The 23,262-nt window shown below is 65.0% G+C and carries 21 protein-coding genes; 6 read left to right on the top strand and 15 right to left on the bottom strand.

Going from position 1 to position 23,262, the window contains the following annotated elements:
- The first annotated feature begins 160 nt into the window (after positions 1-160).
- Positions 161-1,489: an aspartate aminotransferase family protein gene (locus tag F3J20_RS03650; protein ID WP_167281970.1), complete on the top strand. Its 1,329-nt coding sequence runs from the start codon at positions 161-163 to the stop codon at positions 1,487-1,489.
- A 145-nt stretch (positions 1,490-1,634) separates the two neighbouring features.
- Here F3J20_RS03650 and F3J20_RS03645 read toward each other — a convergent pair whose 3' ends face one another.
- The 4 genes from F3J20_RS03645 to F3J20_RS03630 all read right to left on the bottom strand — a co-directional run bounded on the left by F3J20_RS03645 (position 1,635) and on the right by F3J20_RS03630 (position 4,710).
- Positions 1,635-1,970 carry a ribbon-helix-helix domain-containing protein gene (locus F3J20_RS03645; RefSeq protein ID WP_167044604.1) on the bottom strand — a complete coding sequence of 112 codons (336 nt, stop codon included), beginning with the start codon at positions 1,968-1,970 and terminating at the stop codon, positions 1,635-1,637.
- Between the two features lie 63 nt (positions 1,971-2,033).
- Positions 2,034-3,620: a GMC family oxidoreductase gene (locus tag F3J20_RS03640; protein WP_167281969.1), complete on the bottom strand. Its 1,587-nt coding sequence runs from the start codon at positions 3,618-3,620 to the stop codon at positions 2,034-2,036.
- Positions 3,621-3,636: 16 nt separating this feature from the next.
- Positions 3,637-4,248: a tat (twin-arginine translocation) pathway signal sequence gene (locus F3J20_RS03635; RefSeq protein WP_167281967.1), complete on the bottom strand. Its 612-nt coding sequence runs from the start codon at positions 4,246-4,248 to the stop codon at positions 3,637-3,639.
- A gap of 63 nt (positions 4,249-4,311) precedes the next feature.
- A complete protein-coding gene (locus F3J20_RS03630) occupies positions 4,312-4,710 on the bottom strand; it encodes a VOC family protein (protein WP_167044613.1) in 399 nt (132 codons plus the stop codon).
- Positions 4,711-5,069: 359 nt separating this feature from the next.
- Here F3J20_RS03630 and F3J20_RS03625 point away from each other — a divergent pair, with 359 nt between their 5' ends.
- Positions 5,070-5,321 carry a hypothetical protein gene (locus F3J20_RS03625; protein ID WP_167044617.1) on the top strand — a complete coding sequence of 84 codons (252 nt, stop codon included), beginning with the start codon at positions 5,070-5,072 and terminating at the stop codon, positions 5,319-5,321.
- A 70-nt stretch (positions 5,322-5,391) separates the two neighbouring features.
- On the opposite strand, the gene F3J20_RS03620 is transcribed toward F3J20_RS03625, so the two are convergent.
- From F3J20_RS03620 to F3J20_RS03580, 9 genes are all read right to left on the bottom strand, one after another.
- The gene (locus tag F3J20_RS03620) at positions 5,392-6,600 is read right to left on the bottom strand and encodes an ABC transporter substrate-binding protein (protein WP_167281965.1); all 1,209 of its coding nucleotides are present in this window, start codon (positions 6,598-6,600) and stop codon (positions 5,392-5,394) included.
- A 124-nt stretch (positions 6,601-6,724) separates the two neighbouring features.
- Complete coding sequence (locus F3J20_RS03615; protein WP_167281963.1) at positions 6,725-7,438, bottom strand: ABC transporter ATP-binding protein; 714 nt, start codon at positions 7,436-7,438, stop codon at positions 6,725-6,727.
- The gene (locus F3J20_RS03610) at positions 7,435-8,256 is read right to left on the bottom strand and encodes an ABC transporter ATP-binding protein (RefSeq protein WP_167281961.1); all 822 of its coding nucleotides are present in this window, start codon (positions 8,254-8,256) and stop codon (positions 7,435-7,437) included. The genes F3J20_RS03615 and F3J20_RS03610 overlap by 4 nt, the downstream gene beginning before the upstream one ends.
- Positions 8,253-10,202, bottom strand: a complete 1,950-nt coding sequence (locus F3J20_RS03605; RefSeq protein WP_167281959.1) for an ABC transporter permease — start codon at positions 10,200-10,202, stop codon at positions 8,253-8,255. The genes F3J20_RS03610 and F3J20_RS03605 overlap by 4 nt, the downstream gene beginning before the upstream one ends.
- 353 nt (positions 10,203-10,555) lie before the next feature.
- The gene (pcaC, locus tag F3J20_RS03600; protein ID WP_167281958.1) at positions 10,556-10,957 is read right to left on the bottom strand and encodes a 4-carboxymuconolactone decarboxylase; all 402 of its coding nucleotides are present in this window, start codon (positions 10,955-10,957) and stop codon (positions 10,556-10,558) included.
- The gene (gene pcaD / locus F3J20_RS03595) at positions 10,954-11,745 is read right to left on the bottom strand and encodes a 3-oxoadipate enol-lactonase (protein ID WP_167281956.1); all 792 of its coding nucleotides are present in this window, start codon (positions 11,743-11,745) and stop codon (positions 10,954-10,956) included. Before pcaD ends, pcaC begins: the two co-directional genes overlap by 4 nt.
- 5 nt (positions 11,746-11,750) lie before the next feature.
- Positions 11,751-13,130, bottom strand: a complete 1,380-nt coding sequence (locus F3J20_RS03590; protein WP_167281954.1) for a 3-carboxy-cis,cis-muconate cycloisomerase — start codon at positions 13,128-13,130, stop codon at positions 11,751-11,753.
- A gap of 315 nt (positions 13,131-13,445) precedes the next feature.
- On the bottom strand, positions 13,446-14,105 hold the full coding sequence (locus tag F3J20_RS03585) for a 3-oxoacid CoA-transferase subunit B (RefSeq protein ID WP_167044641.1): 660 nt from the start codon (positions 14,103-14,105) through the stop codon (positions 13,446-13,448).
- A 13-nt stretch (positions 14,106-14,118) separates the two neighbouring features.
- Positions 14,119-14,826, bottom strand: a complete 708-nt coding sequence (locus F3J20_RS03580) for a 3-oxoacid CoA-transferase subunit A (RefSeq protein ID WP_167044644.1) — start codon at positions 14,824-14,826, stop codon at positions 14,119-14,121.
- 430 nt (positions 14,827-15,256) lie between these two features.
- On the opposite strand from F3J20_RS03580, the gene F3J20_RS03575 reads away from it, so the two are divergent.
- From F3J20_RS03575 to F3J20_RS03565, 3 genes are all read left to right on the top strand, one after another.
- Positions 15,257-16,186: a LysR family transcriptional regulator gene (locus F3J20_RS03575; RefSeq protein ID WP_167281952.1), complete on the top strand. Its 930-nt coding sequence runs from the start codon at positions 15,257-15,259 to the stop codon at positions 16,184-16,186.
- A gap of 168 nt (positions 16,187-16,354) precedes the next feature.
- Entirely contained in the window at positions 16,355-16,993 is a 639-nt protein-coding gene (gene folE / locus F3J20_RS03570; RefSeq protein ID WP_167281949.1) for a GTP cyclohydrolase I FolE, read from the top strand.
- 170 nt (positions 16,994-17,163) lie between these two features.
- Positions 17,164-18,261 (top strand): VTT domain-containing protein, encoded by a 1,098-nt coding sequence (locus F3J20_RS03565; RefSeq protein ID WP_167281947.1) that lies wholly within the window; start codon positions 17,164-17,166, stop codon positions 18,259-18,261.
- A gap of 228 nt (positions 18,262-18,489) precedes the next feature.
- Here the strand turns inward: F3J20_RS03565 and F3J20_RS03560 are convergent, their stop codons facing one another.
- Together F3J20_RS03560 and F3J20_RS03555 are read right to left on the bottom strand one after the other, a co-directional pair.
- On the bottom strand, positions 18,490-20,058 hold the full coding sequence (locus F3J20_RS03560) for a GGDEF domain-containing protein (protein WP_240162692.1): 1,569 nt from the start codon (positions 20,056-20,058) through the stop codon (positions 18,490-18,492).
- A 143-nt stretch (positions 20,059-20,201) separates the two neighbouring features.
- Positions 20,202-21,044 carry a CHAD domain-containing protein gene (locus F3J20_RS03555; RefSeq protein WP_167281945.1) on the bottom strand — a complete coding sequence of 281 codons (843 nt, stop codon included), beginning with the start codon at positions 21,042-21,044 and terminating at the stop codon, positions 20,202-20,204.
- Between the two features lie 523 nt (positions 21,045-21,567).
- On the opposite strand from F3J20_RS03555, the gene F3J20_RS03550 reads away from it, so the two are divergent.
- Positions 21,568-23,154 carry an inorganic phosphate transporter gene (locus F3J20_RS03550; protein ID WP_167044660.1) on the top strand — a complete coding sequence of 529 codons (1,587 nt, stop codon included), beginning with the start codon at positions 21,568-21,570 and terminating at the stop codon, positions 23,152-23,154.
- Positions 23,155-23,262: the final 108 nt, after the last annotated feature.

Raw genomic sequence — 23,262 nt, 5'->3', positions numbered from 1 at the left:
ATTCGCGCCGTGAATCGATCGCCCACCGGAACAGTTCACGCGAATCCGCCAGCACAGTTAGCACCACACTTCGTCAACTGTTTATGCCGTCATTAAACCGCGAGCGCTACAGTTTGGCTACGCAGAAAACCCGCACCCCCACCTACTCCAAGGAAATGCCATGAACTCGCGCCCCGTCATCGACGATCTGTCGTCGTTCTGGATGCCCTTCACCGCCAACCGCCAGTTCAAGGCCGCGCCGCGCCTGCTGGAATCGGCGAAGGGCATGTACTACCGCAGCACCGACGGGCGCGAAGTGCTCGACTGCTGCGCGGGTCTATGGTGCGTGAATGCGGGTCATAGCCGCGACGAGATCGTCGCGGCGATCACCGCGCAGCTCTCGACGCTCGATTACGCGCCGACCTTCCAGATGGGTCACCCGCTCGCGTTCGAAGCGGCCGCCAAGGTCGCCGAATTGATGCCGGCCGGCCTCGACCGCATCTTCTTTACGAACTCGGGCTCCGAATCGGTCGATACCGCGCTGAAAATCGCGCTGGCCTATCACCGCGCGCGCGGCGAAGGCCAGCGCACGCGTCTGATCGGCCGCGAGCGCGGCTATCACGGCGTCGGCTTCGGCGGCATTTCGGTCGGCGGCATCTCGCCGAACCGCAAGGCCTTCTCGGGCGCGCTGCTGCCCGCGATCGACCATCTGCCGCACACGCACAACCTCGAACACAATGCGTTCTCGAAGGGCCAGCCCGCGTGGGGCGCGCATCTGGCCGAGGAACTGGAGCGCCTCGTCGCGCTGCACGATGCGTCGACGATCGCCGCGGTCATCGTCGAGCCGGTGGCCGGTTCGACCGGCGTGCTGATTCCGCCGCAAGGCTATTTGCAAAAGCTGCGCGAAATCTGCACGAAGCACGGCATCCTACTGATTTTCGACGAGGTCATCACGGGCTTTGGCCGCCTCGGCAAAGCGACCGCGAGCGAGTGCTTCGGCGTGACGCCGGACATCATCACGCTGGCGAAGGCGATCAACAACGCGGCGATTCCGATGGGCGCGGTCGCGGCGAGCCGCGCGATCCACGATACGGTCGTGAATAGCGGCGCGCCGGGCGCGATCGAGCTGTTCCACGGCTACACGTATTCGGCGCATCCGGCCGCGGCCGCCGCCGCGATCGCGACGATCGACCTGTATCGCCGCGACAAACTGTTCGAACGCGCGGCCGGCCTCGCGCCGACGTTCGAAGCGGCCGCGCATGCGCTGCGCGGCGCGAAGCACGTCAAGGACGTGCGCAACCTCGGCCTCGTCGCGGGCATCGAGCTCGAATCGCGCGACGGCGCGCCGGGCGCGCGGGCCTACGAGGCGTTCGTCAAATGCTTCGAGGCGGGCGTGCTGATCCGCTTTACTGGCGATATCCTCGCGTTTTCGCCGCCGCTCATCATCGATGAGGAGCAGATCGCGCATCTCTTCAGGACGGTTGGCGAGGTGCTCGCGACCGTGCAGTAAGCGCGGCTCGAAACACCCTCGGCGCAAGCAGAAGCGGCGGCACGCGTTGGCGTGCCGCCGCTTTTTTTATCGCGCCTCGCGTGGATGCGCCTGTAGATGTGCATCCGATACGCGCGTTCAAACACGCGGGTTCAAACGCACAGGCTCAAACGGTCTTCACGATCTTGGGCCGAAAGGCGGGATTGCCCGGCAAGTCTCCCGCCGCCTCGTTGCGCGCGGCACTCGTCGATAAATACCGCAGGCAGCATACGCGCAGAAAAGACGCGAAATTCAGCGGCTCTTCGCCGCGCAAGGCCAGCAGTTCGTCGTAGAGCTTGACGGCGAATTGCGTCGTGGTCATGTTCTCGCGGTTGGCGATTTCCTGGAGTACATCCCAGAAGAGATTTTCGAGCCGGACCGTCGTGACGACGCCATGAATGCGCAGCGCGCGCGTGCGCGATTCATAGAGGATCGGATCGGCGTTGACATAGACATTGCACATACTGTCCCTCGCAAATGATGACGTAGCGGCCCTCGCCCCACCTCGCGCCGCTACGCCAGCCCGTCAGATTTCGCGTTTGCTCATCTGCCCGGCGATATAGTCGGCCTGGCGGATCGCGAGCGTCACGATGGTCAAGGTGGGATTCTCGCCCGCGCCGGTCGTGAACTGGCTGCCATCCGAAATAAACAGATTCGCAATGTCGTGCGTCTGCCCGAAGCGGTTGCATACGCCGTCTTCCGCTCGCGCGCTCATGCGGGCCGTGCCGAGATTATGCGTCGACGGATAAGGCGGCACGCGATACACCGTCTTCGCACCCGCCGCTTCGTACACGGCCGTGCCCTGCTTGAAGCCATGTTCGCGCATCGCCTCGTCATTGGGATGATCGTCGAAATTGACGTTGGCCACCGGCAGTCCGAACTGATCCTTCACGTCGTGATTGAGCGTAATACGGTTGTTCGCGCGCGGCATGTCCTCGCCGACGATCCACATGCCCGCCGTGTACGGATACGCGTCCATCGCGTGCGCAAAGTCGGCGCCCCACGCACCGGGATTCAGGAACGCCGCGTAAAACGGCAAGCCGAGCGAGATGGTCTCCATATGATAGCCGCCGGCGAAGCCGCGCTTCGGATCGAAGCGCGCTTCGTCCTCGATGATGCCGGCCATCGTCGTGCCCTTGAACATCTCGACCTTGTTTTCGAACGTGGCGTAGACGGAGCCCGTCGTATGGCGCATGTAATTGCGTCCCACCTGGTCCGACGAATTGGCGAGTCCGTTCGGATAGCGGCTCGATGCCGAGGCAAGCAGCAAACGCGGCGTTTCGATCGAATTGCCCGCGACCGCCACCACGCGCGCCTTCTGGCGTTGCAGCTTGCCTTTGCCGTCGTAGTAGAGCACGGCATTCACCTTGCCGTGCGCATCGTGTTCGATGCGCGCAACGTGCGAATGCGGCCGCAATTCCATATGGCCCGTCGCCTGCGCCTTCGGAAGCTCGGTATAGAGCGTGGACCACTTCGCGCTGAAGCGGCAGCCCTGAAAGCAGAAGCCGCGTTGATAGCAGTGGCTGCGATCGTCGCGATTCACGCTGTTGATCGCCATATGCCCGGTGTTGCATTGGCGATAGCCGACCTTGGTCGCGCCCGCGAACATCACCTTGAAATTATTGTTGCCCGGCAGGCCCGGCCAGCCGTTCGTGCGCGTCACGCCCATCTTCTTCTCGGCGCGGTCGTAGTACGGATCGAGATCCTCGCGCGTCACGGGCCAGTCGAGCAGCGTCGCGCCGTCGATGGCGCCATAGGTCGTGCGCGCCTTGAATTCGTGCGGCTGGATGCGCAGGCTCGCGCCGGCCCAGTGCGTGGTCGTGCCGCCGACCGTCTTGCAGATCCACGCGGGCAGATGGGGGAAATCGCGCGCCACGCGCCAGCTGCCCGAGGCCGTGCGCGGATCGAGCCAGGAGAGCAGATGGAACGCATCCCACTCTTCCGTTTTGAAATCGGCCGGCGTGTTGTGCGCGCCCGCTTCGAGCACGACCACATCGATGCCCTTCTGCGCGAGTTCGTTCGCGAGCGTGCCGCCGCCCGCGCCGGAGCCGATGATGACGACCACATTATGGTCGTCGAGCGAAAAGCGTGTGCTGCCTTGTGTCGTTGCCATGTTGGGTCTCCCGATGTCACGCCGCCGGAACCGGGCCGCTGTCCTCGGCGGGCGGCTCGGGCAGCCATGCGAGATTATTGAAGCCCTTGAACAGATAGCCGCCGTCGCCCTCGCTCGCGCCATAGCCGAAATGCTGGTACGCGAGCGTGCTGCTGTAGATCGACACCACGGCCATGCCGCGCACCGTTTCGAAGAACGGCGTGCCCGCGAGGGCGGCGACGTCGCTGGCCTGCGCCTCGGCCGCCTGCTTTGTCCAGTCTCCGCCCGGGGCCTTTTTATCGAGCGCTGTCACGCCGTCGGCCAGTTGCTTGCGCACGGCCGCGTCCTGCTGCGCCTTGGCGTCGAGGTCCTTGACCGCGAGCGCATAAACGGCATCGTCGAGCGTCTTGTGCGGATAGAGTTGCTTCGTCAGCGCCAGCAGCACGGCGCCCTGATGCGTGTCGAGATGCTTGAGTTCGAGCGCCCAGACGCGGCTCGGCGCGAACATCGCCAGCGAGGAAGATACCGCGAGCGTGCCGATCAGCATGCCCGTGCCCTTGAGCCATTCGCGGCGCGTAAGCGCGATGCGCGCACGCGTCCCACTCGCCGCTTGCGCGTCGAGGGCAATATCGATGGTCTTGCCTGTCATCGTCGTCTCCTTCCATGTTGGCGCGCGGACTGTGGGCATCCTTGCGCGCGGGCGGGTGCCGGACTAGCGATAGTGTCCGTGCTTCTCCAGCACCTCGATCTTGTAGCCGTCCGGGTCTTCGATAAAGAAGTAGCGCGCAAGCAATTCGCCCGCGTCGTTTTTAAACTCGCGCAGGTCCTTGGGCGCGAAGCCGAGACCGAGCAGGCGTTCGCGCTCCGCGTGCGTGTCGTCGACCACGACGGCGACGTGGCCGTAGCCGTCGCCATGCGTGTACGGCGTCTCGCGGCCTTTGTTCCAGGTGAGTTCGATTTCGGCATCGGCTTCGCCGTTGCGCAGATAGACGAGCGAGAAGTCGTCGAAATCGAGCCGATGGCTCGGCGTCATGCCGAGTACGGTCTCATAGAAAGCGAGCGAGCGCTCCAGATCGCGCACGCGAATCATCGTGTGGATAAGCTTGGCCATATCCCTCTCCGTCAGTGTGCGATGCGCGAGCCGGGCCGCGTGAGGCACTGCGCGAGCCGATTCGCGCCGGTCACGGAATCAAATGTAGCGACCCCAACTGCCGCTGAGGTAATACGCGGCTAAATCCATGCCAGGGATTACACGGAGTCGTGTCCACATTTGCGAGGCGCGCGCGATGCGGTTTGCGCAGAACCGTGTGTAAAGTGAGACCTGAGGTGATACCTGATCTGGCCGACCGCCGGGTATGGGATCAGAATAGGCGATGAAGAGTTAACTCAGGTCGATCGCTTTGCATGGTGCATGGAATCGGAGTCGGCGCTGAAGCGCCAACTCAGGTCGACCGCTTTGAGGAGACGTTCATGAAGAGTCCCACCGTTCGCGCGGGTACGCATATCGAGGGCGTGCACTGGGTCGCCGAATATGCCGAAGACGTCCACGAAATTCGCGTGTTTCGCGAAGGGCAGGAAGTGGACGTGCACGACGCGCCGGCCACGCTATTCGGCGACGAGGCCAGCGCGGGCTCGAAAAGCACCGCCGATCATCGTGCGATGGAAGCGGCCGTGCTCGCCTATCTGAAGCACTTCGTCATGGAGCACGACGCGGAAGAGTAGCTGGCGGCGGCCTTCGGTGTCGTGAAGCGTGCAGGCCGCCGGTATTTTCAAGCCGCCAGCCCTTAGTCCGCTACTCCGCCGGCCGCAGTTTCTTCACCTCGGCATCCGACGGCTGCACGCTCGCGCCGTCGATATACCGGTACGACGTCATCACGCCCTTGCCGTCTTTCAGCGCCGTCACGCCGACATACGCGCCCATGGTCGACTGGTTGTCCTGCGGACGGAACATGATCGGCCCGAACGGCGTCTGTACGTTGAGCCCCTTGAACGCGGCGGCGAGCTTGTCGGAATCGATCGAGCCGGCCTTTCGGATCCCGTCCGCGATCGACATCATCGCCGTATAGCCGACCACCGAACCGAGCCGCGGATAATCGTGGAAGCGCGCCTGATACGCCTCGACGAATTTTTTGTTCGCCGCCGTATCGATCGAATACCACGGATAACCGGTCACGATCCAGCCGCTCGGCGCTTCGGCCCCGAGCGGGTCGAGATAGTCGGGCTCGCCGGTCAGCAGCGAAACGACCGCACGATCCTTGAAGAGCCCTCGCGTATTGCCCTCGCGCACGAACTTGCCGAGGTCCGCGCTGAACAGCACGTTGAAGATCGCGTCGGGCTTCGCATCGGCAATCGCCTGGGTTACGGCGCCCGCGTCGATATTGCCGAGCGGCGTGGCCTGTTCGACGACGAACTGCACATCGGGCTGCGCGGCCGTCAGCAGTTTCTTGAAGGTCGCCACCGCCGACTGCCCGTACTCGTAGTTCGGGTAGACGAGCGCCCAGCGCTTCTTCTTGAGCTTCGCCGCTTCCGGCACGAGCATCGCAACCTGCATATAGGTCGACGGACGCAGACGGTACGTGTATTGATTGCCGTCGGCCCAGACGATCTTGTCGGTCAGCGGTTCGGCGGCGAGGAAGAACATCTTCTTCTGCTTCGCAAAGTCGGTGAGCGCGAGGCCCGTATTCGACAGATAACCGCCGAACAGCAGTTGCACCTGCTCGCGCGCAATCAGCTCCTGCGCGACGCGAATCGTATCGCCGGGGTTGCCGTTGTCGTCGCGCGAAATCACTTCGAGCGGCTTGCCGAGTACGCCGCCCGCCGCGTTCACCTGTTCGAGCGCGAGAGTCCAGCCGTTGCGGTAAGGTCCGAGAAAAGCGGGTTGCGCCTTGTAGCTATTGATCTCGCCGATTTTGATGGTCTGCTGTGCGCTCGCGCCGAATGCGGCAAACGAGCACGCGGCCGACACCATGAGGCGAGAGATCCATCCTGCGCGCGTGGTCATGCGTTTCTCCGTGGTCTGAAGGATTGCGGGGTTTTTCCGGTATTCGAGTGGCGGGCGGCGCGGCAACCGAGGCGATACTTGCCGCAACAAGCGGGCATCGTACCGTATCGCTTCATACGCGCATTCATACGCTTAGATATGCGCGCCTGACGGCATCGTTTTGCGCAAGCTCGCCGAGTGTGCCGCCGAAACGAATCTGCCCTTTTTCAAGCACGTACGCGCGATCGCTGACCAGTTCGGCGAAATGCAGATTCTGTTCGGATAACAGAATAGAGAGTCCCTCGCGCTTCAGTTCGAGAATCATGTTCGCCATCTGCTCGACGATCACGGGCGCGACGCCTTCGGACGGTTCGTCGAGCAACACCAGGTAAGGATTGCCCATCAGCGTGCGCGACACCGTGAGCATCTGCTGCTCGCCGCCGCTCATCTGTCCGCCCGGGCGCTTCGGCATTTCGCCGAGATTCGGAAAGAGGCGAAACAGCTTGTCCGGCGTCCATTGCGGCGCGCCTTCGCGCGGCGGCTGGCGGCCCGTATCGAGGTTTTCCATCACGCTCAGATCGGCGAATAGGCGGCGGTCATCGGGCACGAAGCCGACGCCCATGCGCGCGATCCGGTGCGGCGGCAGCGCGCCGATATTCTGGCCGCGAAACGTCACTTCGCCGCGACAGCGCGGCAGCAACCCCATGATCGCTTTCATCGTCGTCGATTTACCCGCGCCGTTGCGGCCGAGCAGCGCGACGACTTCGCCGCGGCCGACTTCGAGATCAACGTCGAACAGGATATGCGCGCGGCCATAGAACGCGTTGAGGCCGGCCACCTTCAGCATCGGTTCGCTCATTGCCGTGCCCCTTCGTCTCGACCGTGGCCGTTCGCGCCACCTGCCGCGTGAAGCAACGGTGCCTGCGGGCGGAACGTCTTGCCGGTGCCGAAATAGACTTCCTGCACGCGCGCATCGTTGCGGATCGTCTGCGCATCGCCCTCGGCGATCAGCTTGCCGCGCGCGAGCACGATCATGCGATCGGCGTAGGCAAACACCACGTCCATGCTGTGCTCGGTAAACAGCACACCGATCCCGTTTTCGATGACGAGCCGTTTGGTCAGCGCCATCAATTCGTGGCGCTCCTGCGGCGCCATGCCGGCCGTCGGTTCGTCCATCAGCAGCAGCTTCGGACGGTTCGCGAGCGCGATCGCGAGTTCGACGCGCTTCACGTCGCCATACGCGAGCACGCCGCATGCGCGGCTCGCGTGCCCGGCCATGCCGACCTGTTCGAGCAGCGCGAACGCTTCGTCGGCATAACGCGAGCGCGCCGGCTTCCATATACCGAAGGTCTTTTTCTCGCGCGACACGAGCGCCATCTGCACGTTTTCGAGCACGGTCATCGAATTGAACGTGGCGGCAATCTGGAACGTGCGGCCCACGCCAAGCCGCCAGATATCGCGCGGACGCATGCCGACCAGTTCGTGACCGTCGAGAAGAATCGAGCCCGACGACGGCGGCAACTGTCCGTTGACCATATTGAAGCAGGTCGATTTGCCCGCGCCATTGGGCCCGAGCAGCGCCAGCAGCTGACCGGCTTCGAGAGCGAAGGAAACGTCGTCGACGGCCTTGACGCCGCCGAACGATTTCGACAGGCCGCTCACGCGCAGCAGACTCATAGGCCCTCCTTGACCGCTTCGGTGCGCTGCGCGGGCGACGTGCCGCCGCTGTTTTCATCGGCATGATCGAGGCTCGCATCGCCGAAACGCTCGCGAACGAAGCCGACCATGCCCTGCGGAAACGCGATCACGAGCAGCAGGATCGCGAGGCCGAGCAGCGCCTGCCAATAGTCGGTCTGCCGCGCGACCGTATCCTGCAACCAGGTGAATACGGCCGCGCCGACGAGCGGCCCGCTCAGCGTTTGCAGGCCGCCGAGCAGCACCATCACGAGACCGTCGACCGAACGGCTCACGCTGATGACGTCCGGCGAAATAGTGCCCTTCGAGAACGCATACAGCGAACCGGCGAGCCCGCAGAACAGCGCCGCGATCACGAACGCGGCCCACTGCACGCGCCTGGCATCGATGCCGATCGCCTCGGCGCGCAGCACGGAATCGCGCGACGCGCGCATCGCATAGCCGAGCGGCGAAAACAGCATGCGGCGCAACAGCCACACACCGAGCGCGGCACAAACGAGCGTCAGGTAATAGTAGGCAAGCGGCGACGCCAGCCAGTTCGACGGCCATAAGCCGAGCACGCCATTGCTGCCGCCCGTTACGTCGTCCCACTGGAATACGACGGACCAGACGATCTGCGCGAACGCGAGCGTGAGCATCGCGAGATAGACGCCCGAGAGGCGCACGCAGAACCAGCCGAATACAAGCGCGCCAAGCACAGCAAGCAGCGGGCCGAGCAGCAGCGCGGCTTCCATCGGCAGATCGAGCACCTTGAGAAACAGCGCGGCGCCGTATGCGCCGAGCCCGAAATACGCAGCATGGCCGAATGAATGCATGCCGCCCGGCCCCATGATGAAATGCAGGCTCGCCGCGAACAGCACCGCGATCAGGATTTCGACGAGCAGCACCGGCATATACGGAAACGCCCCGGCCGCGAGCGGCGCGAGCGCGAGAACCAGCAGCACGAGCGCGGCGAGCCACTTCACGCGCCTGCTCGCGGGACGCAGCGGCGCTTCCGGCGCGCCCATGCCGCGCACCGCGACGCTCGCGCGGCCGAGCAGTCCCCACGGCCGCACGACAAGCACGACCGCCATCACGACAAACTCCGCGACGAGCGTAAAACGGCTCAGCGACAAGCCGATGCCGAACAGCGTCACATGGCCGATGCCGATACATAGCGCCTTGATCTCGGCGATCAGCAGCGCCGCGATAAACGCCCCCGGAATCGAACCCATGCCGCCGACCACGACGACCACGAACGCATTGCCGATCGTCTCGAGATCGAGCGACAGGTTCGCCGACATGCGCGGCCCTTGCAGCGCGCCGCCAAGCCCAGCGAGAAACGCGCCGACGAAAAACACGCCGGTAAACAGCCACGCCTGGTTGATGCCGAGCGCGCCGAGCATCTCGCGGTCCTGCGTCGCGGCGCGCACGAGCGTGCCCCAGCGCGTGCGCGTCAACGCATACCAGAGCAGCAGCAGCACCAGCGGACCGATGACGATCAGCGCGATATCGTAGGTCGGCAGCGGATGGCCGAGAAAATCGACCGCGCCCGCGAGATGCGGCGCGCGCGGGCCGAATAGATCGTCGGGGCCCCACAGCCAGAGCGCGGCATCGCGAAAGATCAGCACGAGCGCGAATGTCGCGAGCAGATGGAATAACTCGGGTGCCTGATAGATACGCCGCAGCACCACGATTTCGACGAGCGCGCCGAGCACCGCGACCGCCAGCGCGGCAGCCAGCACCGACAGCCAGAAGCCCGCCACCGTATGGCCGAAGCGGCTCGCGATGCTGTACGCGACGTAAATCCCGATCATATAGAACGAGCCATGCGCAAAGTTGACGATGCGCGTTACGCCGAAGATCAGCGACAGGCCGGCGGCAACGAGAAACAGCGTCGAGGCGTCGGCAAGTCCGTTGACCAGTTGTACCAGCAGATTCGAAAGCATTGCGACCCTCGGCGGCCAGCCGAAAGGCGTGCGAGCGGCGGGCGCGTCGACACGATCGGCGGGCGTTGCAGCGCGTGCGGCACCATGCGCCCGCGTCAAAGGCAGGACACTACCAGTGAATCATCCCGCATCACAACCCACACAAAATCTACGCCGAAGCGAACGGGCGTGCAGTGTGTGGCGGCGGGCCAATACTCGTTGCGTGGGGTCGCGGAACCTGCTGGATGCGGCAACGCCAGGTAGGCGCGCCGCAGTGGCGCCGCCGTGCATAAAAAAACGCGCGCCGGAAAACATCCCGGCACGCGTTCTTCATCTTCAATCAGCAGAAGATTGCGATGCGGCTTGCGATGCGCTTAAGGCTTTGCTGCCGCCGCCGCGGCATCGTCTTCGCGGAACAGCTTGTCGGCGAGATGGAACGCCGAATTGGCCGCCGGCACGCCGCAATAGATCGCGCTCTGCATCAGCACTTCCTTGATCTGCTCGCGCGTCACGCCGTTGTTCTTCGCGGCGCGCAGATGCAGCGCGAGTTCTTCGTTGCGGTTCAGCGCGACCATCATCGCAATGGTCAGCAGGCTGCGCGTATGACGCGGCAGGCCATCGCGCGTCCAGATCTCGCCCCATGCATAGCGCGAGATAAAGTTCTGGAATTCTTCGGTCAGCTCGGTGCGATTCGCAAGCGAGCGGTCGACGTGCGCATTGCCGAGCACTGCGCGGCGCACGCCTATTCCGGCTTCGTAGCGGTCTTCGTCGTTCATTTCGTCTCCGTCAGGAAGTCGAGTACGGTCTTCGTGAAAGCGTCGGCCTTCTCGATGTTGGAAATATGCGAGGCGTCGAGTTCGACATAGCGCGCGCCCGGAATCGCCTGGGCCAGTTCGCGGCCTTGCGCGGGCGTCGCGGCAACGTCGTGCGTGCCGCTGATGACGAGCGCCGGCAGCCTGATGCCGGGCGCTTCGGGGCGCAGGTCGGTCGCGTCGATCGCGTCGCAGTTCGATGCATAGCCTTCCTTGTCGGTATGCACGAACACGTCGCGGATCATCGCCAGCACGATCGGCTCACGCTCGATAAAGTCAGCCGTAAACCAGCGCGGCAGCACCGCGTCGGCCAGCGCGAGCATGCCTTCGTTGCGGGCCTTCGCGGCGCGCGGCACCCACACTTCCGGCGAGCCGATGCGCGCGGCCGTGTTGCACAGCACGACGCGCTCGAAGCGGTCGCCGTGACGCGCGGCAAGACCGACGCCGGTCAGGCCGCCCATCGACACGCCGCAGAAATGCGCGCGCGCGATCTTCAGCGTATCCATCAGGCCGATCACGTCACCGGTCAGTTGCTCGATCGTGTACGGCCCCTTCGGCGCTTCCGAATGGCCGTGGCCGCGCGTGTCGTAGCGCAGCACGCGGAAATGCTTCGACAACGCCGCGACCTGCGGCGTCCACATGGACAGATCGCTGCCGAGCGAATTCGACAGCACGATCCACGGCGCGTGGCCGTGACGGTCGCCGTCGATGCGGTAGTGAAGCTCGGTGCCGTTGACTGCGGCGTAGGGCATGCCGGTTACTCCTTGGAATGGGCGCGCTGCGCGCGCGTGGAATGAAGCGCCAGCGCCGCGTCCACATATGCGTGCGCCTGGCCGACGTATTGAGCGGGGTCGAGCAGCGCTTGCAGGCGCTCGGCCGAAAGATGGGCGGTGACGTCCGCGTCGGCGGACAGCACCTCGTACAGCGTCTTGCCGTCGCGGATCGCCGCCTTCGAGGCGCGCTCGACCAGATGGTGCGCGTCGAGCCGGCCGATCGAATCGCCGAGCGCGAGCATGACCGCTTCGCCGAGAATCAGGCCGTGCGTGACGTCGAGATTCGCGGCGAGACGCGTCACGTTCACATTCAGGCCGGCGGCGATCTGCTCGATATTCGCGAGCGCGCCGCCCGCGAGGCGCGCGAGGTCCGGCAGCGCGTCCCATTCGGCCTGCCAGCCGCCGAGCGCGCGTTCGTGCTCCTGCACCATGCCCGCGAACACGGTCGAGACGAGTCCCGGCGCGCGCGTCGCGGCGGTCAGCACGGCCGCGCAGCCGACCGGGTTGCGCTTGTGCGGCATGGTCGACGAACCACCCTTGCCGGCCGCGGCCGGTTCTGCAAGCTCGTCGATTTCGGTCTGCATCTGTAGCGAGATATCGCGTGCGATCTTGCCGAGCGTGCCGATCAGCATGCCGAACAGCGCTGCCGTTTCGGCGATGCGATCGCGCTGCGTATGCCACGGCAAGGTCGGTACGGCAAGGCCGAGTTCCTTCGCGAGCGCTTGCGTAACCTGCGGCGCCGCCTCGCGCAGACTCGCGAGCGTGCCGGCCGCGCCGCCGAATTGCAGCACGAGCACGCGCTCGCGCAATGCATCGAGCCGCTCGCGATGACGCAGCAGCGCGTCGAGCCATTGCGCGAACTTGAGGCCGAGCGTGATCGGCAGCGCCTGTTGCAGCCATGTGCGGCCGATCATCGGCGTCGCGCGATGGGTGGCCGCGAGTGTCGCGACCGCGTCGCAGGTGGCTTGCAAACCGCTGTCGAGCAGATCGAACGTGTCGCGCAGTTGCAGCACCGTCGCCGTATCGATAATGTCCTGGCTCGTCGCGCCCCAGTGCACGTATTTGCCGGCTTCGGCATCGGCGGCCTTGACGCGCGCGGTCAGTTGCTTGACGAGCGGAATCGCGAGATTGCCGCCGAGCGCGGCATCGCGCGCGAGCGCGTCGGCGTCGAGCTGGTCGGCCTGGCAGGCCGCCTCGATCGCGGGCGCGGCGGTGTGGGGAATGACATGATGGGCGGCCGAAGCGCGCGCGAGCGCGGCTTCGACGTCGAGCATCCGTTGCAGCGTGGCACGCGGCGCCCAGATGTCGTTCATCGGCTGCGTGCCGCAAAGAAGGCCAGTCAGACGGGCGCTGGAGTCGAGCATGGTGACGTCGGGTTCGAGGGAATCGGGGATGAAGAATGAGCGTGGCGCGCAACGGCTCAACGTTGACGCGAGCCGGCGCGCTTGCCGCGGTTGCCGCGGTCGCAATCTCCGGCTGCGCACGTCATGTCGTGCTTCGCGCTCACGCTCGCCCGGCGCAGGGCCGCATCAGGTGGCCTGACACGCCGGTTCGCACGATTGCGCGTCGCCGTGTATTTTGCGCCAAACGCGGCGGGCATGGCGCCGAAATTGCCGGGCCGGCGCCAACGAAGCGTTTGCTCCATCGGCGCCGGCCCTGTCGCACCACTCAGCCAGCCATCAGGCCGCGCGCGCGGACTGCGTGCCGTCGGTCATCGGCACGCCGGTCAGCTTCACCAGCTCGTCGAAGCCGATATCCGAGAAGATCTCGCGCACCACGAGGCCTTCCTTCGCCACGTCGATCATCGCGAGGTCCGTATAGATACGGGTCACGCAGCCGACACCGGTAACCGGGTACGAGCACTCGGCGGCAATCTTGCTTTCGCCCTGCTTGGTCAGGTGCTCCATCATCACGTAGACCTGCTTCGCGCCGATCGCGAGGTCCATCGCGCCGCCGACAGCCGGAATCGCGTCGGGTGCGCCGGTGTGCCAGTTCGCGAGGTCGCCCTTCGCCGACACCTGGAACGCGCCGAGCACGCAGAAGTCGAGATGGCCGCCGCGCATCATCGCGAACGAATCGGCGTGGTGGAAATAGGCGCCGCCCGTCAGCAGCGTAACGTGCTGCTTGCCGGCGTTGATCAGTTCGTCGTCTTCCTCGCCCTTCGCCGGTGCCGGGCCCATGCCGAGCAGACCGTTTTCGCTGTGCAGGAAGATTTCCTTGTCGGTGGCGAGGTGGTTCGCCACCAGCGTCGGCACGCCGATGCCGAGGTTCACGTAAGCGCCTTCAGGAATATCCTGGGCAACGCGCTTGGCCATTTCATCGCGGGTCAGTTTCTTCATGTCGGTCTCCGAATCAGGCAGCAGCGTCGTGAGGATTGGGCGTCGGGGCATGCACCGCTTGCGGCACTTCGATCACGCGTTGCACGAAAATGCCCGGCGTGACGATTTCTTCCGGGTCGAGGCCGCCGAGCGGCACGACTTGCGAGACCTGCACGATCGCGGTTTTCGCCGCGCTCGCCATGATCGGGCCGAAGTTGCGCGCGGTCTTGCGATAGATCAGGTTGCCCCAGCGGTCGCCCTTGTACGCCTTGATCAGCGCGAAGTCCGCATGCAGCGGCGCTTCGAGCACATAGTGGCGGCCGTCGATCAGGCGCGTTTCCTTGCCTTCGGCGAGCTTGGTGCCGTACGCGGTCGGCGTGAAAAAGCCGCCGATGCCGGCGCCCGCCGCGCGGATGCGCTCGGCGAGATTGCCTTGCGGCACGAGTTCGAGTTCGATTTCGCCGGAGCGATAGAGCGCATCGAACACATACGAATCGCTCTGGCGCGGGAACGAGCAGACGATCTTGCGCACGCGCTTGGTCTTCAGCAGCGCGGCGAGGCCGATGTCGCCGTTACCGGCGTTGTTGTTGACGATGGTCAGGTCGCGCGCGCCTTGCTCGATAAGCGCGTCGATCAGCTCCGACGGCATCCCTGCCGTGCCGAAGCCGCCGATCATGACGGTCGCGCCGTCGTGGACATCGGCGACCGCCGACTGCAGTGACTCGAAAATCTTGTTGATCATGTCGAATTTCCTTTGGGGGCGCTACGTGCCGCCGAGCGTACCGCCGTAACCGGCAAGGCTCGCGCGGAACAGTCTCCGGGCATGCTGGCGACGGCTCGCGACGTTGGGAGCGGGCTGGCGCCTTCGGTTCGTTCACCGTCGATTTGTTCGTTGTGTGAACAGTGATTCGTTTAGCGAACGATTCGGCGATTATGGTTGCCCTTGGGCCGCATTGTCAAGGCAGGGAAATCCCCTTCATCATAGGTCGCGGCACGTGACAACGCGCGCTTCGCGGCGCGCGAAAAAACCGCCGACGGCTATTCCCAGTATGCTTACGGGCGATTTTTCAACTACCCTTTATAGCGATACGGAATAGGCACAAACGGGCCACACCCGGGCCGCACCCGTGCCCGCCCGACCGCCCGCCCCGCAAGCCGATAACGAGCCGAGCATGTCCGAGACACCGCTGGATCTGAACCTGATCCCCTACCTCGTCGCGATGGAAGACACGCGCAACGTGAGCCGCGCCGCCGAGCAGCTCGGCGTGAGCCAGCCGCGCGTCAGCACCGCGCTCGGCCGGCTGCGCGAATACTTCGACGATCCGCTCTTCGTGCGCACCTCCAAAGGCATGGAGCCGACGCCGCGCGCGCTCGCGATCCTGCCCGCCGCGCGCGACGCGCTCCTGCGCATCGAGAAAGGCATGCTCGACGTGCAGGACTTCGAGCCGGCCACCAGCACCCATACGTTTTCGATCGCGCTGTCCGACGTCGGTGAGATCGTGTTTCTGCCGCGGCTTCTGCAACTGTTCGCCGAGCGCGCACCGTCCGCGAATCTGCGCTCGGTCACGCTGTCGCCGTCGCAGGTGGAGCGCGGGCTCGAATCGGGCGACGTCGATCTGGCGGTCGGATATTTCCCGGACCTCGCGGGCAATAACTTTTTCCAGCAGCGGCTTTTCACGCACCGCTTCATCTGCCTGATGCGCAGCGGCCATCCGCTCGCGAAGGCGCCGCTCACGCTCCAGCAGTACGTGGCCTCGGGCCACGCGGTCGTGCGCTCCGAGGGACGCAGCCAGGAAGTGCTCGAACAGTATCTGGCGAAAAAGCGCATCAACCGCCGCGCGGTGCTCGAAACGCCGCACTTCATGAGCCTGCCGTTTATCCTCGCGCGCACCGACCTGCTCGCGACGGTGCCGCACGCGATCGGCTTCGCCTATGTCTCCGAGCATGCGTCGATCATGCTGGTCGAACCGCCGCTGCCGTTGCCGCGCTTCGATCTGCGGCAGCACTGGCATCGCAAGTTTCATAACGATCCGCGCGGCACGTGGCTGCGCGGCGTGGTCTCCGAGCTCTTCAACGACGCGATGGACGAATGGCCGAAGTAAGCGTGCCGCTTCGCACGCGGGCGCGCGGCAATCGACGCGGTTCCCTCGCGCGCCCTGACCGCCGCCGGGAACTTCGACACCTTTGCGCGCAAACATGGAACAATGGCCGCAGTGACTGACCCCGCGCGCCACGCGCAGCGTCGCCGCGCGATCCAGGAGGAACGACGCATGACCAGCAGCAAGGCAAAAAAGACCAAAACCGCAGCGGCCGAGCCCCGCCCGAGCCGCGACGAAGCTGAAGCCGCCGTGCGCGTGCTGTTGCGCTGGGCCGGCGACGATCCGCGCCGCGAAGGGCTGCTCGACACGCCCGCGCGCGTGGTCCGCTCGTACGAGGAGTTCTTCGCGGGCTACCAGACCGATCCGCGCGAAATCCTCGCCCGCACCTTCTCCGAAGTGGACGGCTACGACGAAATGATCGTGCTGAAGGACATCCGCTTCGAAAGCTATTGCGAGCACCATATGGTGCCGATCATCGGCCGCGCGCACGTCGCCTATCTGCCGCAGCATCGCGTGGTGGGCATCTCGAAGCTCGCGCGGCTCGTCGATGCATTCGCGAAGCGTCTGCAGATCCAGGAAAAGATGACCGTGCAGATCGCCGATACGCTGAACGACGTGCTGCAACCGGCCGGCGTCGGCGTGATTCTCGAAGCCGCGCACCAGTGCATGTCGACGCGCGGCGTGCATAAGGCCGGCGTCACGATGGTCACCTCGCGCATGCTCGGCACGTTCCGCACCGATCCGTCGACGCGCCGCGAGTTTCTGTCGATCGTCGGCAGCCCCGGCGGAATGGCGGTGCCGAATACGTGAGCGGGATCAGGGCTCGAGACTTCTTCCGAACGCCCGAGCCTTGCCTTGCGGGCCGTCGCGGCCCCTGACGCTGACCACCGAAGCTGGCCGCTGAAGCCGGTCAAGTGAAGCCGGCCAGGGCCAGCCGCCCCGGCAGCATCGGCCCAACCGCAGGAACAGGAGCGCCTCAATTGGTAGAGCTTCCGTCGTCGGCGATTTCCACCTGGGGCGGCGCAATCGTATTCGCCAATGTCTTGCTGACGCGCCTCGGCATGCCGATTCCCGCGGTCCCGGTGCTGCTGTTCGCGGGCTCGGCGATCGCCGCCGGCACGTTGTCGTTCTGGCCGGTGCTCGGCGCGGCCGTGCTCGGCGCAGTGCTCGGCGACGGCGCCTGGTTCGCCGCGGGCCGTCTCTATGGCCGCAAGCTGCTGGCAGCGCTCGGCCGTCTGTCGCCGGCCGTCGATACGCGGCTCGACATGGCGCGCTCGCTCTTCGAGCACTATGGCGTGCCGCTCGTGTCGATCTCGAAGTTCGTACCGGGGCTCGGCCTCATCACCCCGCCGCTGATGGGCACGACCGCCGTCGATGCCCGCATCTACGCGCTCTGGGATGTCATGAGCGCGCTCGGCTGGGCGACGTTCTGGCTGCTGGGCGGCGCGGCGGTCCAAAGAGAGCTGCATATGCTGCGCGCATTCGTCGAATCGCGCGGCGGCACGCTCGCCGATCTCCTGCTCGCCGCGGCGCTCGCGTATCTGCTGTATCGCCTGTATGCGCGCGACCGGGGGCGGCGGCTCGCGCGCGCAGCCTCGGTGCAAGCCTCGCTGCAGTCATCCATGCAACCCGCGCGGCCCGCGCCGAAAATCGCGCGCGGCTGGCGCCGCATGGCGCCGTCGCAAGTCTTCGATGCCCGGCCCGGCGCGCCGCTGCTCGACTCGACGCACGGCATCCCCGGCGCGCTCGCGCTCGATCCGCATTCGCCCGAGCAGCTCGACGGTGCGCTGCGTGCGCACGACATGGTGATCTACTGCATCTGCCCGGACAGCGCGACCGCGCTCGACGTCTCGCAACGGATGCGCAGCAACGGCTATACGCGGATTCGAGCGCTACGCGGCGGGCTCGACGCATGGCAGCGGCGCGGCTTTCCGGTCGGCTTGCCGGCGCATAAGGATGGACAGATTGCGGCGGCCACGAAGATGCCGCGCTCGCGCGGCGACACGCAGGATGCGATCACGCTGCGCGGTTTCGCGCCACGCAGCGCGCCGCGTGTAAGCCGCGTCAGGGCAAGTTGAAGCGGAGTCAGGCGGGGGTAAAGCAAGGTCAGGCGGGCTCAAGCAGGCTCACACAGGCTCAAGCGGATTGAAGCGGCTTCAAGCGCATCGAGGCGCACCGTGCCGCACGGCGGCAATCGCGAAGCCACGCGGCACGGCCACAACGACACAAGGGCCGCACCGGCGCCGCTTCAGCCCCGCATGCGCTTTGCTTTGCGCCACATGCCTTGCCGCACAAAGCACCGATACCTACGTCCCCTGCGTCGCCGCGCACTCGTCCCATTGCGCCGATCTCGTGCGATTGCGTCCCTGCTCCTTGGCGATATACAACTGCTGATCGGCGGTAGCCAGCAATTCGAGCGCGCTGCCGCCATGCGCGGGCATCGCGCTCGCGCAACCGACGCTCACCGTCACTGCAAGCGGCGTATCGTGCCCGCGCTCGATCGCCAGGCTTGCCACCTTGCGGCGAATCTGCTCGGCAACCTCGAAGGCGCCCTGCGCCGTCGTGTCCGGCAGCAGCACCACGAACTCCTCGCCGCCATAGCGTGCGACCAGATCGGCTGGGCGCCGCGCAACCGACGAGATGCAACGGGCCACCGCGATCAGCGTTTCGTCGCCGCTCGCATGACCATAGGTATCGTTGAAGCGCTTGAAGTGATCGATATCGACAAACAGCACCGACAACGGCTGCTGCTCGCGCCGCGCGCGTCCCCATCCTTCGTCGAGCCGTTTGTCGAGCACGCGGCGATTGCTGAGCCGCGTCAGCGGATCGGTCGCGGCAAGCCGCACCAGCGCGGCCTGCGCGCGCTGCTTGTCGCGCAATGCAAACGCCAGCAGCCACGACACGAAAACGAAGACGCCGCCGAATACGAACGTCAGCGCAACGGCAATCTCGGTGCGGTGCCGCCACGGCTCGAGCACGTCGTCGACGGCGGGCGCCACCACCGCGATCAGCGGCGTGCCCGGTACATGCGCGTAGCTATAGATGCGGCGCACGCCGTCGACGGCCGCGACCGACAGATAGGTCCCGGCGTCGTGCGTCGCCATCGTCTGAAAGGAGAGCGACTTCGCGATGCTCGCACCGATATCGCGCGCGACAAACGGCTTGCGCGCAAGCAGCGTGCCGTCGCTCATCGCGATAAACACCGAGCCCTGTTTGCCGGGATCGACGCGATCGATCAGATGCTGGAAATACTCGATGCGAATCGCGATCAGCGCGATACCGGCAAAGCCGCCCTGCTCGTCGTTGATGCGCCGCGTCAGCGCAATCGACAGTTTGTTGTCGCGCAGCCGCGAGCGGTAAGGATGCGAGAAAAACAGGCCGGCCGCCGGATTGCGCTGCTGCGCCTGAAAATAATCGCGGTCGTCGAGACGAACCGCGGGGTGGGCGTCGTCGTATTGCGCGACCATGACTGCGCCATTGGCGCCGATCAGATAGGCGCCGCCGAGATAGGGCGCGGTGGTCGCGCGCTCGAACAGCAGCGAGCGCCGCACCTTGACGGGCAATGCCGAGATAACCGGATTGCGCGCGCCGTCCACCATCGATTGCAGCGACAGGTCGTAGATTTCGACGTTGCGCGCGAGATCGGCGGAAATGATCGAGACGAGATTGCGCGAGGTCTGCCGCGCATGATCGAGCGTTTCGGTGCGGCCCGCGTCGAGCGTCAATAGCGTCAGCACCGCCATGAGCGTGGCGACCAGCGTGCCCGCCACGCCGGCGAGCCATGGCCGGTTGCCGAGGTAGCGCGTCATGGCGGCCCTGCCGAGATGAAACATCGTATGCAACCGCCACAGCAGCGTCCGCCATGCCACGCTCATCAACTCTCCTTTCGCGGACGATTCCGCCGCGGCGTCGTTGCGCCGCGGCCTACACCCCGGTCATGCTTCGAATCTGGCAGGCCCGCGCGGCGTCGGCGAGCCGAACTGCGTCGCACTGCATCGCACTGCGTAAGCGCGTGCGATCAGCGCAGCAATCCGGCCACCACGCGCAAATGGCGCTTGCGCTCCTTATCGAGCCACTGCAGCGCGCCGTCGAAATCGCCGGCGCCGGCCAGCAATGCGGCATTGTCGCGCAACAGCGCCTCGCTTGCGACCGTGTCGTTCAGCTCGCCGAAGCATTTCTGGATGCGCTTTAAACGCTTGAGCGTGCGCTTCTGGCCGCCCTTCAGAACCGGCCCGAAAAACTCGAACAGATAGCGCAGTTTCTTGCCCGCTTTCCTGACGTCGTGAAAAGCCGCGTAATCGGAGCGCTTTGCGCGGCTTGCGCGTTTGACGCGCTTTTTCATCGACCGCTTCGATGCGCTGACGCGCTTGAACGCAAATTGACGCAGCGCAATACGCGGTGCGTGCGCGGTATTCAGTTCCGCCGTCGTGCGCGTGAATGCATCGCGCAGCAGATGCTTGACGTCCGCATTCAGAAGCGTTTGGCGGCTAACCGCAAGCGTTTCGCCGCGTGCTTCCTCGAGCCTGGGTATCAGTTCCCGCACGCCGCTGTGCCGCGCGAGCAATTCGATCAGGATGTCCCAGTCGCGCGTCTTGCCGGCCGCGCTCGCAAGAAACTGATAGACCGCGCGCTGGCGTGCATTCTCGCCCTCGTCGAGCAACGGCGCGAAGGCCCACCACAATGAGCGCAAGCGCCGCAACGATACGCGCAGCTCGTGCAGCGCTTCGGGCGACGGGTCCTGATGCACCGCCTCGACAAGTTCGATCGCCTCGCCGATCAGCGGCCTGGCATAGGATGCAAATGCCTGCTGCGCCGAAGCGTCCTGCGCCAGTTGGCTGGTTGTCCCGCTGTCTTGCTTCATCGACACTCCCCCGCAACACGACGTTACTTCGAGGGTAGCAAAAAGGGGACTCAGCGGGTATGCAACCCATTCGATACCCTCGATACGCATAAAAACGCCCGCAAATATTTCCCACGCGCATCCATACCCGTACACTCTTCCTTGCAGCACGATGGCGCCGCGTGTCGCGAGCGTCTATCTTGATCTATACGCGGGCGGCGCAATCGTCGAGCCGCGCAGCACGCCATCATCACCGCGCACCACGAGCCGCAAACCACGAGGGTTTCGCTCCACACGCGGGCTTCTCCGGTCAACGCAGCACCAGCACGTCGTAACGGGCCGCCGGCCCGGTTCGCTTCGGACATCCGTGCGCTTGCGTCCGCCATGCGGGAAAACCCCTTTTCCGGCGCGGCGCACCGCCACGTAGCGACTGCCACGCCTTCGTTAAGCAGACCCTGTAGTGCCGTCACGCAATTGTCATTATTACGACATGTAAAGAAAGCAGCATCGAAAACTCTGCGACTCACTTTTTGGGGCTCATGTCATGCCGGAACTCTCGTATCCGCAACCAGGCGCTGCTAGCGGCAAAGGGCGCAATTTCGGCCTGTTTATCTTTCTCGCCCTGCTCGGCGCCGGCGTCATCTATTGCGCCGTCAATCTGCTCGACGATCTGCAACCCGTTCGCGAAAGCTCGTTCCTGCCGTATCTGCTGCTCGCTATCGCACTGCTGATCGCGCTCGGCTTCGAGTTCGTCAACGGCTTTCACGATACGGCCAACGCGGTCGCCACCGTGATCTATACCCACTCGCTGACACCGAACCTCGCGGTCGTCTGGTCCGGCGCGTGGAATTTTCTCGGCGTGCTGACGTCGAGCGGTGCGGTCGCATTCGGCATCCTGCAACTGCTGCCGGTCGAATTGATCCTGCAGGTCGGCAGCAGCGCGGGCTTTGCGATGGTGTTCGCACTGCTGATCGCCGCGATCATCTGGAATCTCGGCACCTGGTATTTCGGGTTGCCGTCGTCGAGCTCGCATACGCTGATCGGCTCGATCATCGGCGTGGGCCTGATGAATCAGATGATGCACGGTGCGAGCGGCACGAGCGGCGTCGACTGGAACCAGGCGCTCGGCGTCGGCAAGTCGCTGCTGTTTTCGCCGATCGTGGGCTTTCTGCTCGCTGGCCTGCTGCTACTGATCCTGAAAGCGGTCGTGCGCGTGCCGGCGCTCTATGCCGAGCCGAAGGGCAAGGAGCCGCCGCCGTTCTGGATTCGCTGTCTGCTGATTCTGACCTGCACGGGCGTGTCGTTCGCACACGGCTCGAACGACGGCCAGAAAGGCATGGGCCTCATCATGCTGATCCTAATCGGCACGGTGCCGACCGCCTATGCGCTAAACAAGGCGGTCACCGCCGAGCAGACGCAGAATTTCGTCGCCGTCGCGCAGCAAACCGCGACGACGCTCGCGAACTATACGCAGGGCGCGGCGCCCTCCGCGAATCCGCGTGCCGATGTCGAAGAGTTCGTACGCACACGCCATCTGACGCCGGCCACGCTGCCCGCGCTGCAACAGCTGACCGCGCAGATCGGCAGCCAGGTCGGCTCATCGGGCTCGATGGCCGCGGTGCCGCAAGGTATTGTCGATAACGTGCGCAACAATATGTATGTCACGTCCGAAGCGATCCGCCTGATGCAGAAGGCCAACCAGCCGCAGTTCGCGCCGGAGCATGCGAAGGTGATCGGCAACTTCAGAACGCAGATCGATCACGCCACCAAGTTCATTCCGACATGGGTCAAGGTGGCGGTCGCGATCGCGCTGGGGCTCGGCACGATGGTTGGCTGGAAGCGCATCGTCGTGACGGTCGGCGAAAAGATCGGCAAGCAGCATCTGACCTATGGCCAGGGCGCGGCGGCCGAAGTCGTGGCAATGGTGACGATCGGCGCCGCCGACGTATACGGCCTGCCGGTTTCGACGACCCATGTGCTCTCGTCCGGCGTGGCCGGCGCGATGGCGGCCAATGGCTCGGGTCTGCAATGGAGCACGGTGCGCAGCCTGATCCTTGCGTGGGTGCTGACGCTGCCCGCTTCGATCGCGCTCGCCGCGGGTCTGTACTGGCTGTTCCGGACGGTGTTCTAAGCTTGAGTGTCCAGGCCGGCGGTTGATGTAACCGCCGGCCTCGCCAATAAAAAAACGCGGTACGTAGAAAACGTACCGCGCTTTTTTTTGCCCTGCTATTTGATACCG

It is taken from the genome of Paraburkholderia sp. Cy-641, assembly GCF_011752945.1.
Lineage (GTDB): Bacteria > Pseudomonadota > Gammaproteobacteria > Burkholderiales > Burkholderiaceae > Paraburkholderia.
The sequence above is the reverse complement of the archived record's forward strand: the minus strand, read 5'-3'. Positions and strand labels throughout refer to the sequence as shown.

Excerpts from the sequence above, each read along its gene's own strand:
- F3J20_RS03635 (WP_167281967.1), bottom strand. The coding sequence starts at position 4,248 with ATGACAGGCAAGACCATCGATATTGCCCTCGACGCGCAAGCGGCGAGT.
- F3J20_RS03550 (WP_167044660.1), top strand. The coding sequence starts at position 21,568 with ATGCCGGAACTCTCGTATCCGCAACCAGGCGCTGCTAGCGGCAAAGGG.
- pcaD (WP_167281956.1), bottom strand. The coding sequence starts at position 11,745 with ATGCCCTACGCCGCAGTCAACGGCACCGAGCTTCACTACCGCATCGAC.
- F3J20_RS03615 (WP_167281963.1), bottom strand. The coding sequence starts at position 7,438 with ATGAGCGAACCGATGCTGAAGGTGGCCGGCCTCAACGCGTTCTATGGC.
- F3J20_RS03590 (WP_167281954.1), bottom strand. The coding sequence starts at position 13,130 with ATGCTCGACTCCAGCGCCCGTCTGACTGGCCTTCTTTGCGGCACGCAG.
- F3J20_RS03625 (WP_167044617.1), top strand. The coding sequence starts at position 5,070 with ATGAAGAGTCCCACCGTTCGCGCGGGTACGCATATCGAGGGCGTGCAC.
- F3J20_RS03620 (WP_167281965.1), bottom strand. The coding sequence starts at position 6,600 with ATGACCACGCGCGCAGGATGGATCTCTCGCCTCATGGTGTCGGCCGCG.
- F3J20_RS03605 (WP_167281959.1), bottom strand. The coding sequence starts at position 10,202 with ATGCTTTCGAATCTGCTGGTACAACTGGTCAACGGACTTGCCGACGCC.
- F3J20_RS03630 (WP_167044613.1), bottom strand. The coding sequence starts at position 4,710 with ATGGCCAAGCTTATCCACACGATGATTCGCGTGCGCGATCTGGAGCGC.
- F3J20_RS03645 (WP_167044604.1), bottom strand. The coding sequence starts at position 1,970 with ATGTGCAATGTCTATGTCAACGCCGATCCGATCCTCTATGAATCGCGC.
- F3J20_RS03650 (WP_167281970.1), top strand. The coding sequence starts at position 161 with ATGAACTCGCGCCCCGTCATCGACGATCTGTCGTCGTTCTGGATGCCC.
- F3J20_RS03555 (WP_167281945.1), bottom strand. The coding sequence starts at position 21,044 with ATGAAGCAAGACAGCGGGACAACCAGCCAACTGGCGCAGGACGCTTCG.
- F3J20_RS03575 (WP_167281952.1), top strand. The coding sequence starts at position 15,257 with ATGTCCGAGACACCGCTGGATCTGAACCTGATCCCCTACCTCGTCGCG.
- F3J20_RS03580 (WP_167044644.1), bottom strand. The coding sequence starts at position 14,826 with ATGATCAACAAGATTTTCGAGTCACTGCAGTCGGCGGTCGCCGATGTC.
- F3J20_RS03610 (WP_167281961.1), bottom strand. The coding sequence starts at position 8,256 with ATGAGTCTGCTGCGCGTGAGCGGCCTGTCGAAATCGTTCGGCGGCGTC.
- pcaC (WP_167281958.1), bottom strand. The coding sequence starts at position 10,957 with ATGAACGACGAAGACCGCTACGAAGCCGGAATAGGCGTGCGCCGCGCA.
- F3J20_RS03585 (WP_167044641.1), bottom strand. The coding sequence starts at position 14,105 with ATGAAGAAACTGACCCGCGATGAAATGGCCAAGCGCGTTGCCCAGGAT.
- F3J20_RS03640 (WP_167281969.1), bottom strand. The coding sequence starts at position 3,620 with ATGGCAACGACACAAGGCAGCACACGCTTTTCGCTCGACGACCATAAT.
- folE (WP_167281949.1), top strand. The coding sequence starts at position 16,355 with ATGACCAGCAGCAAGGCAAAAAAGACCAAAACCGCAGCGGCCGAGCCC.
- F3J20_RS03560 (WP_240162692.1), bottom strand. The coding sequence starts at position 20,058 with ATGAGCGTGGCATGGCGGACGCTGCTGTGGCGGTTGCATACGATGTTT.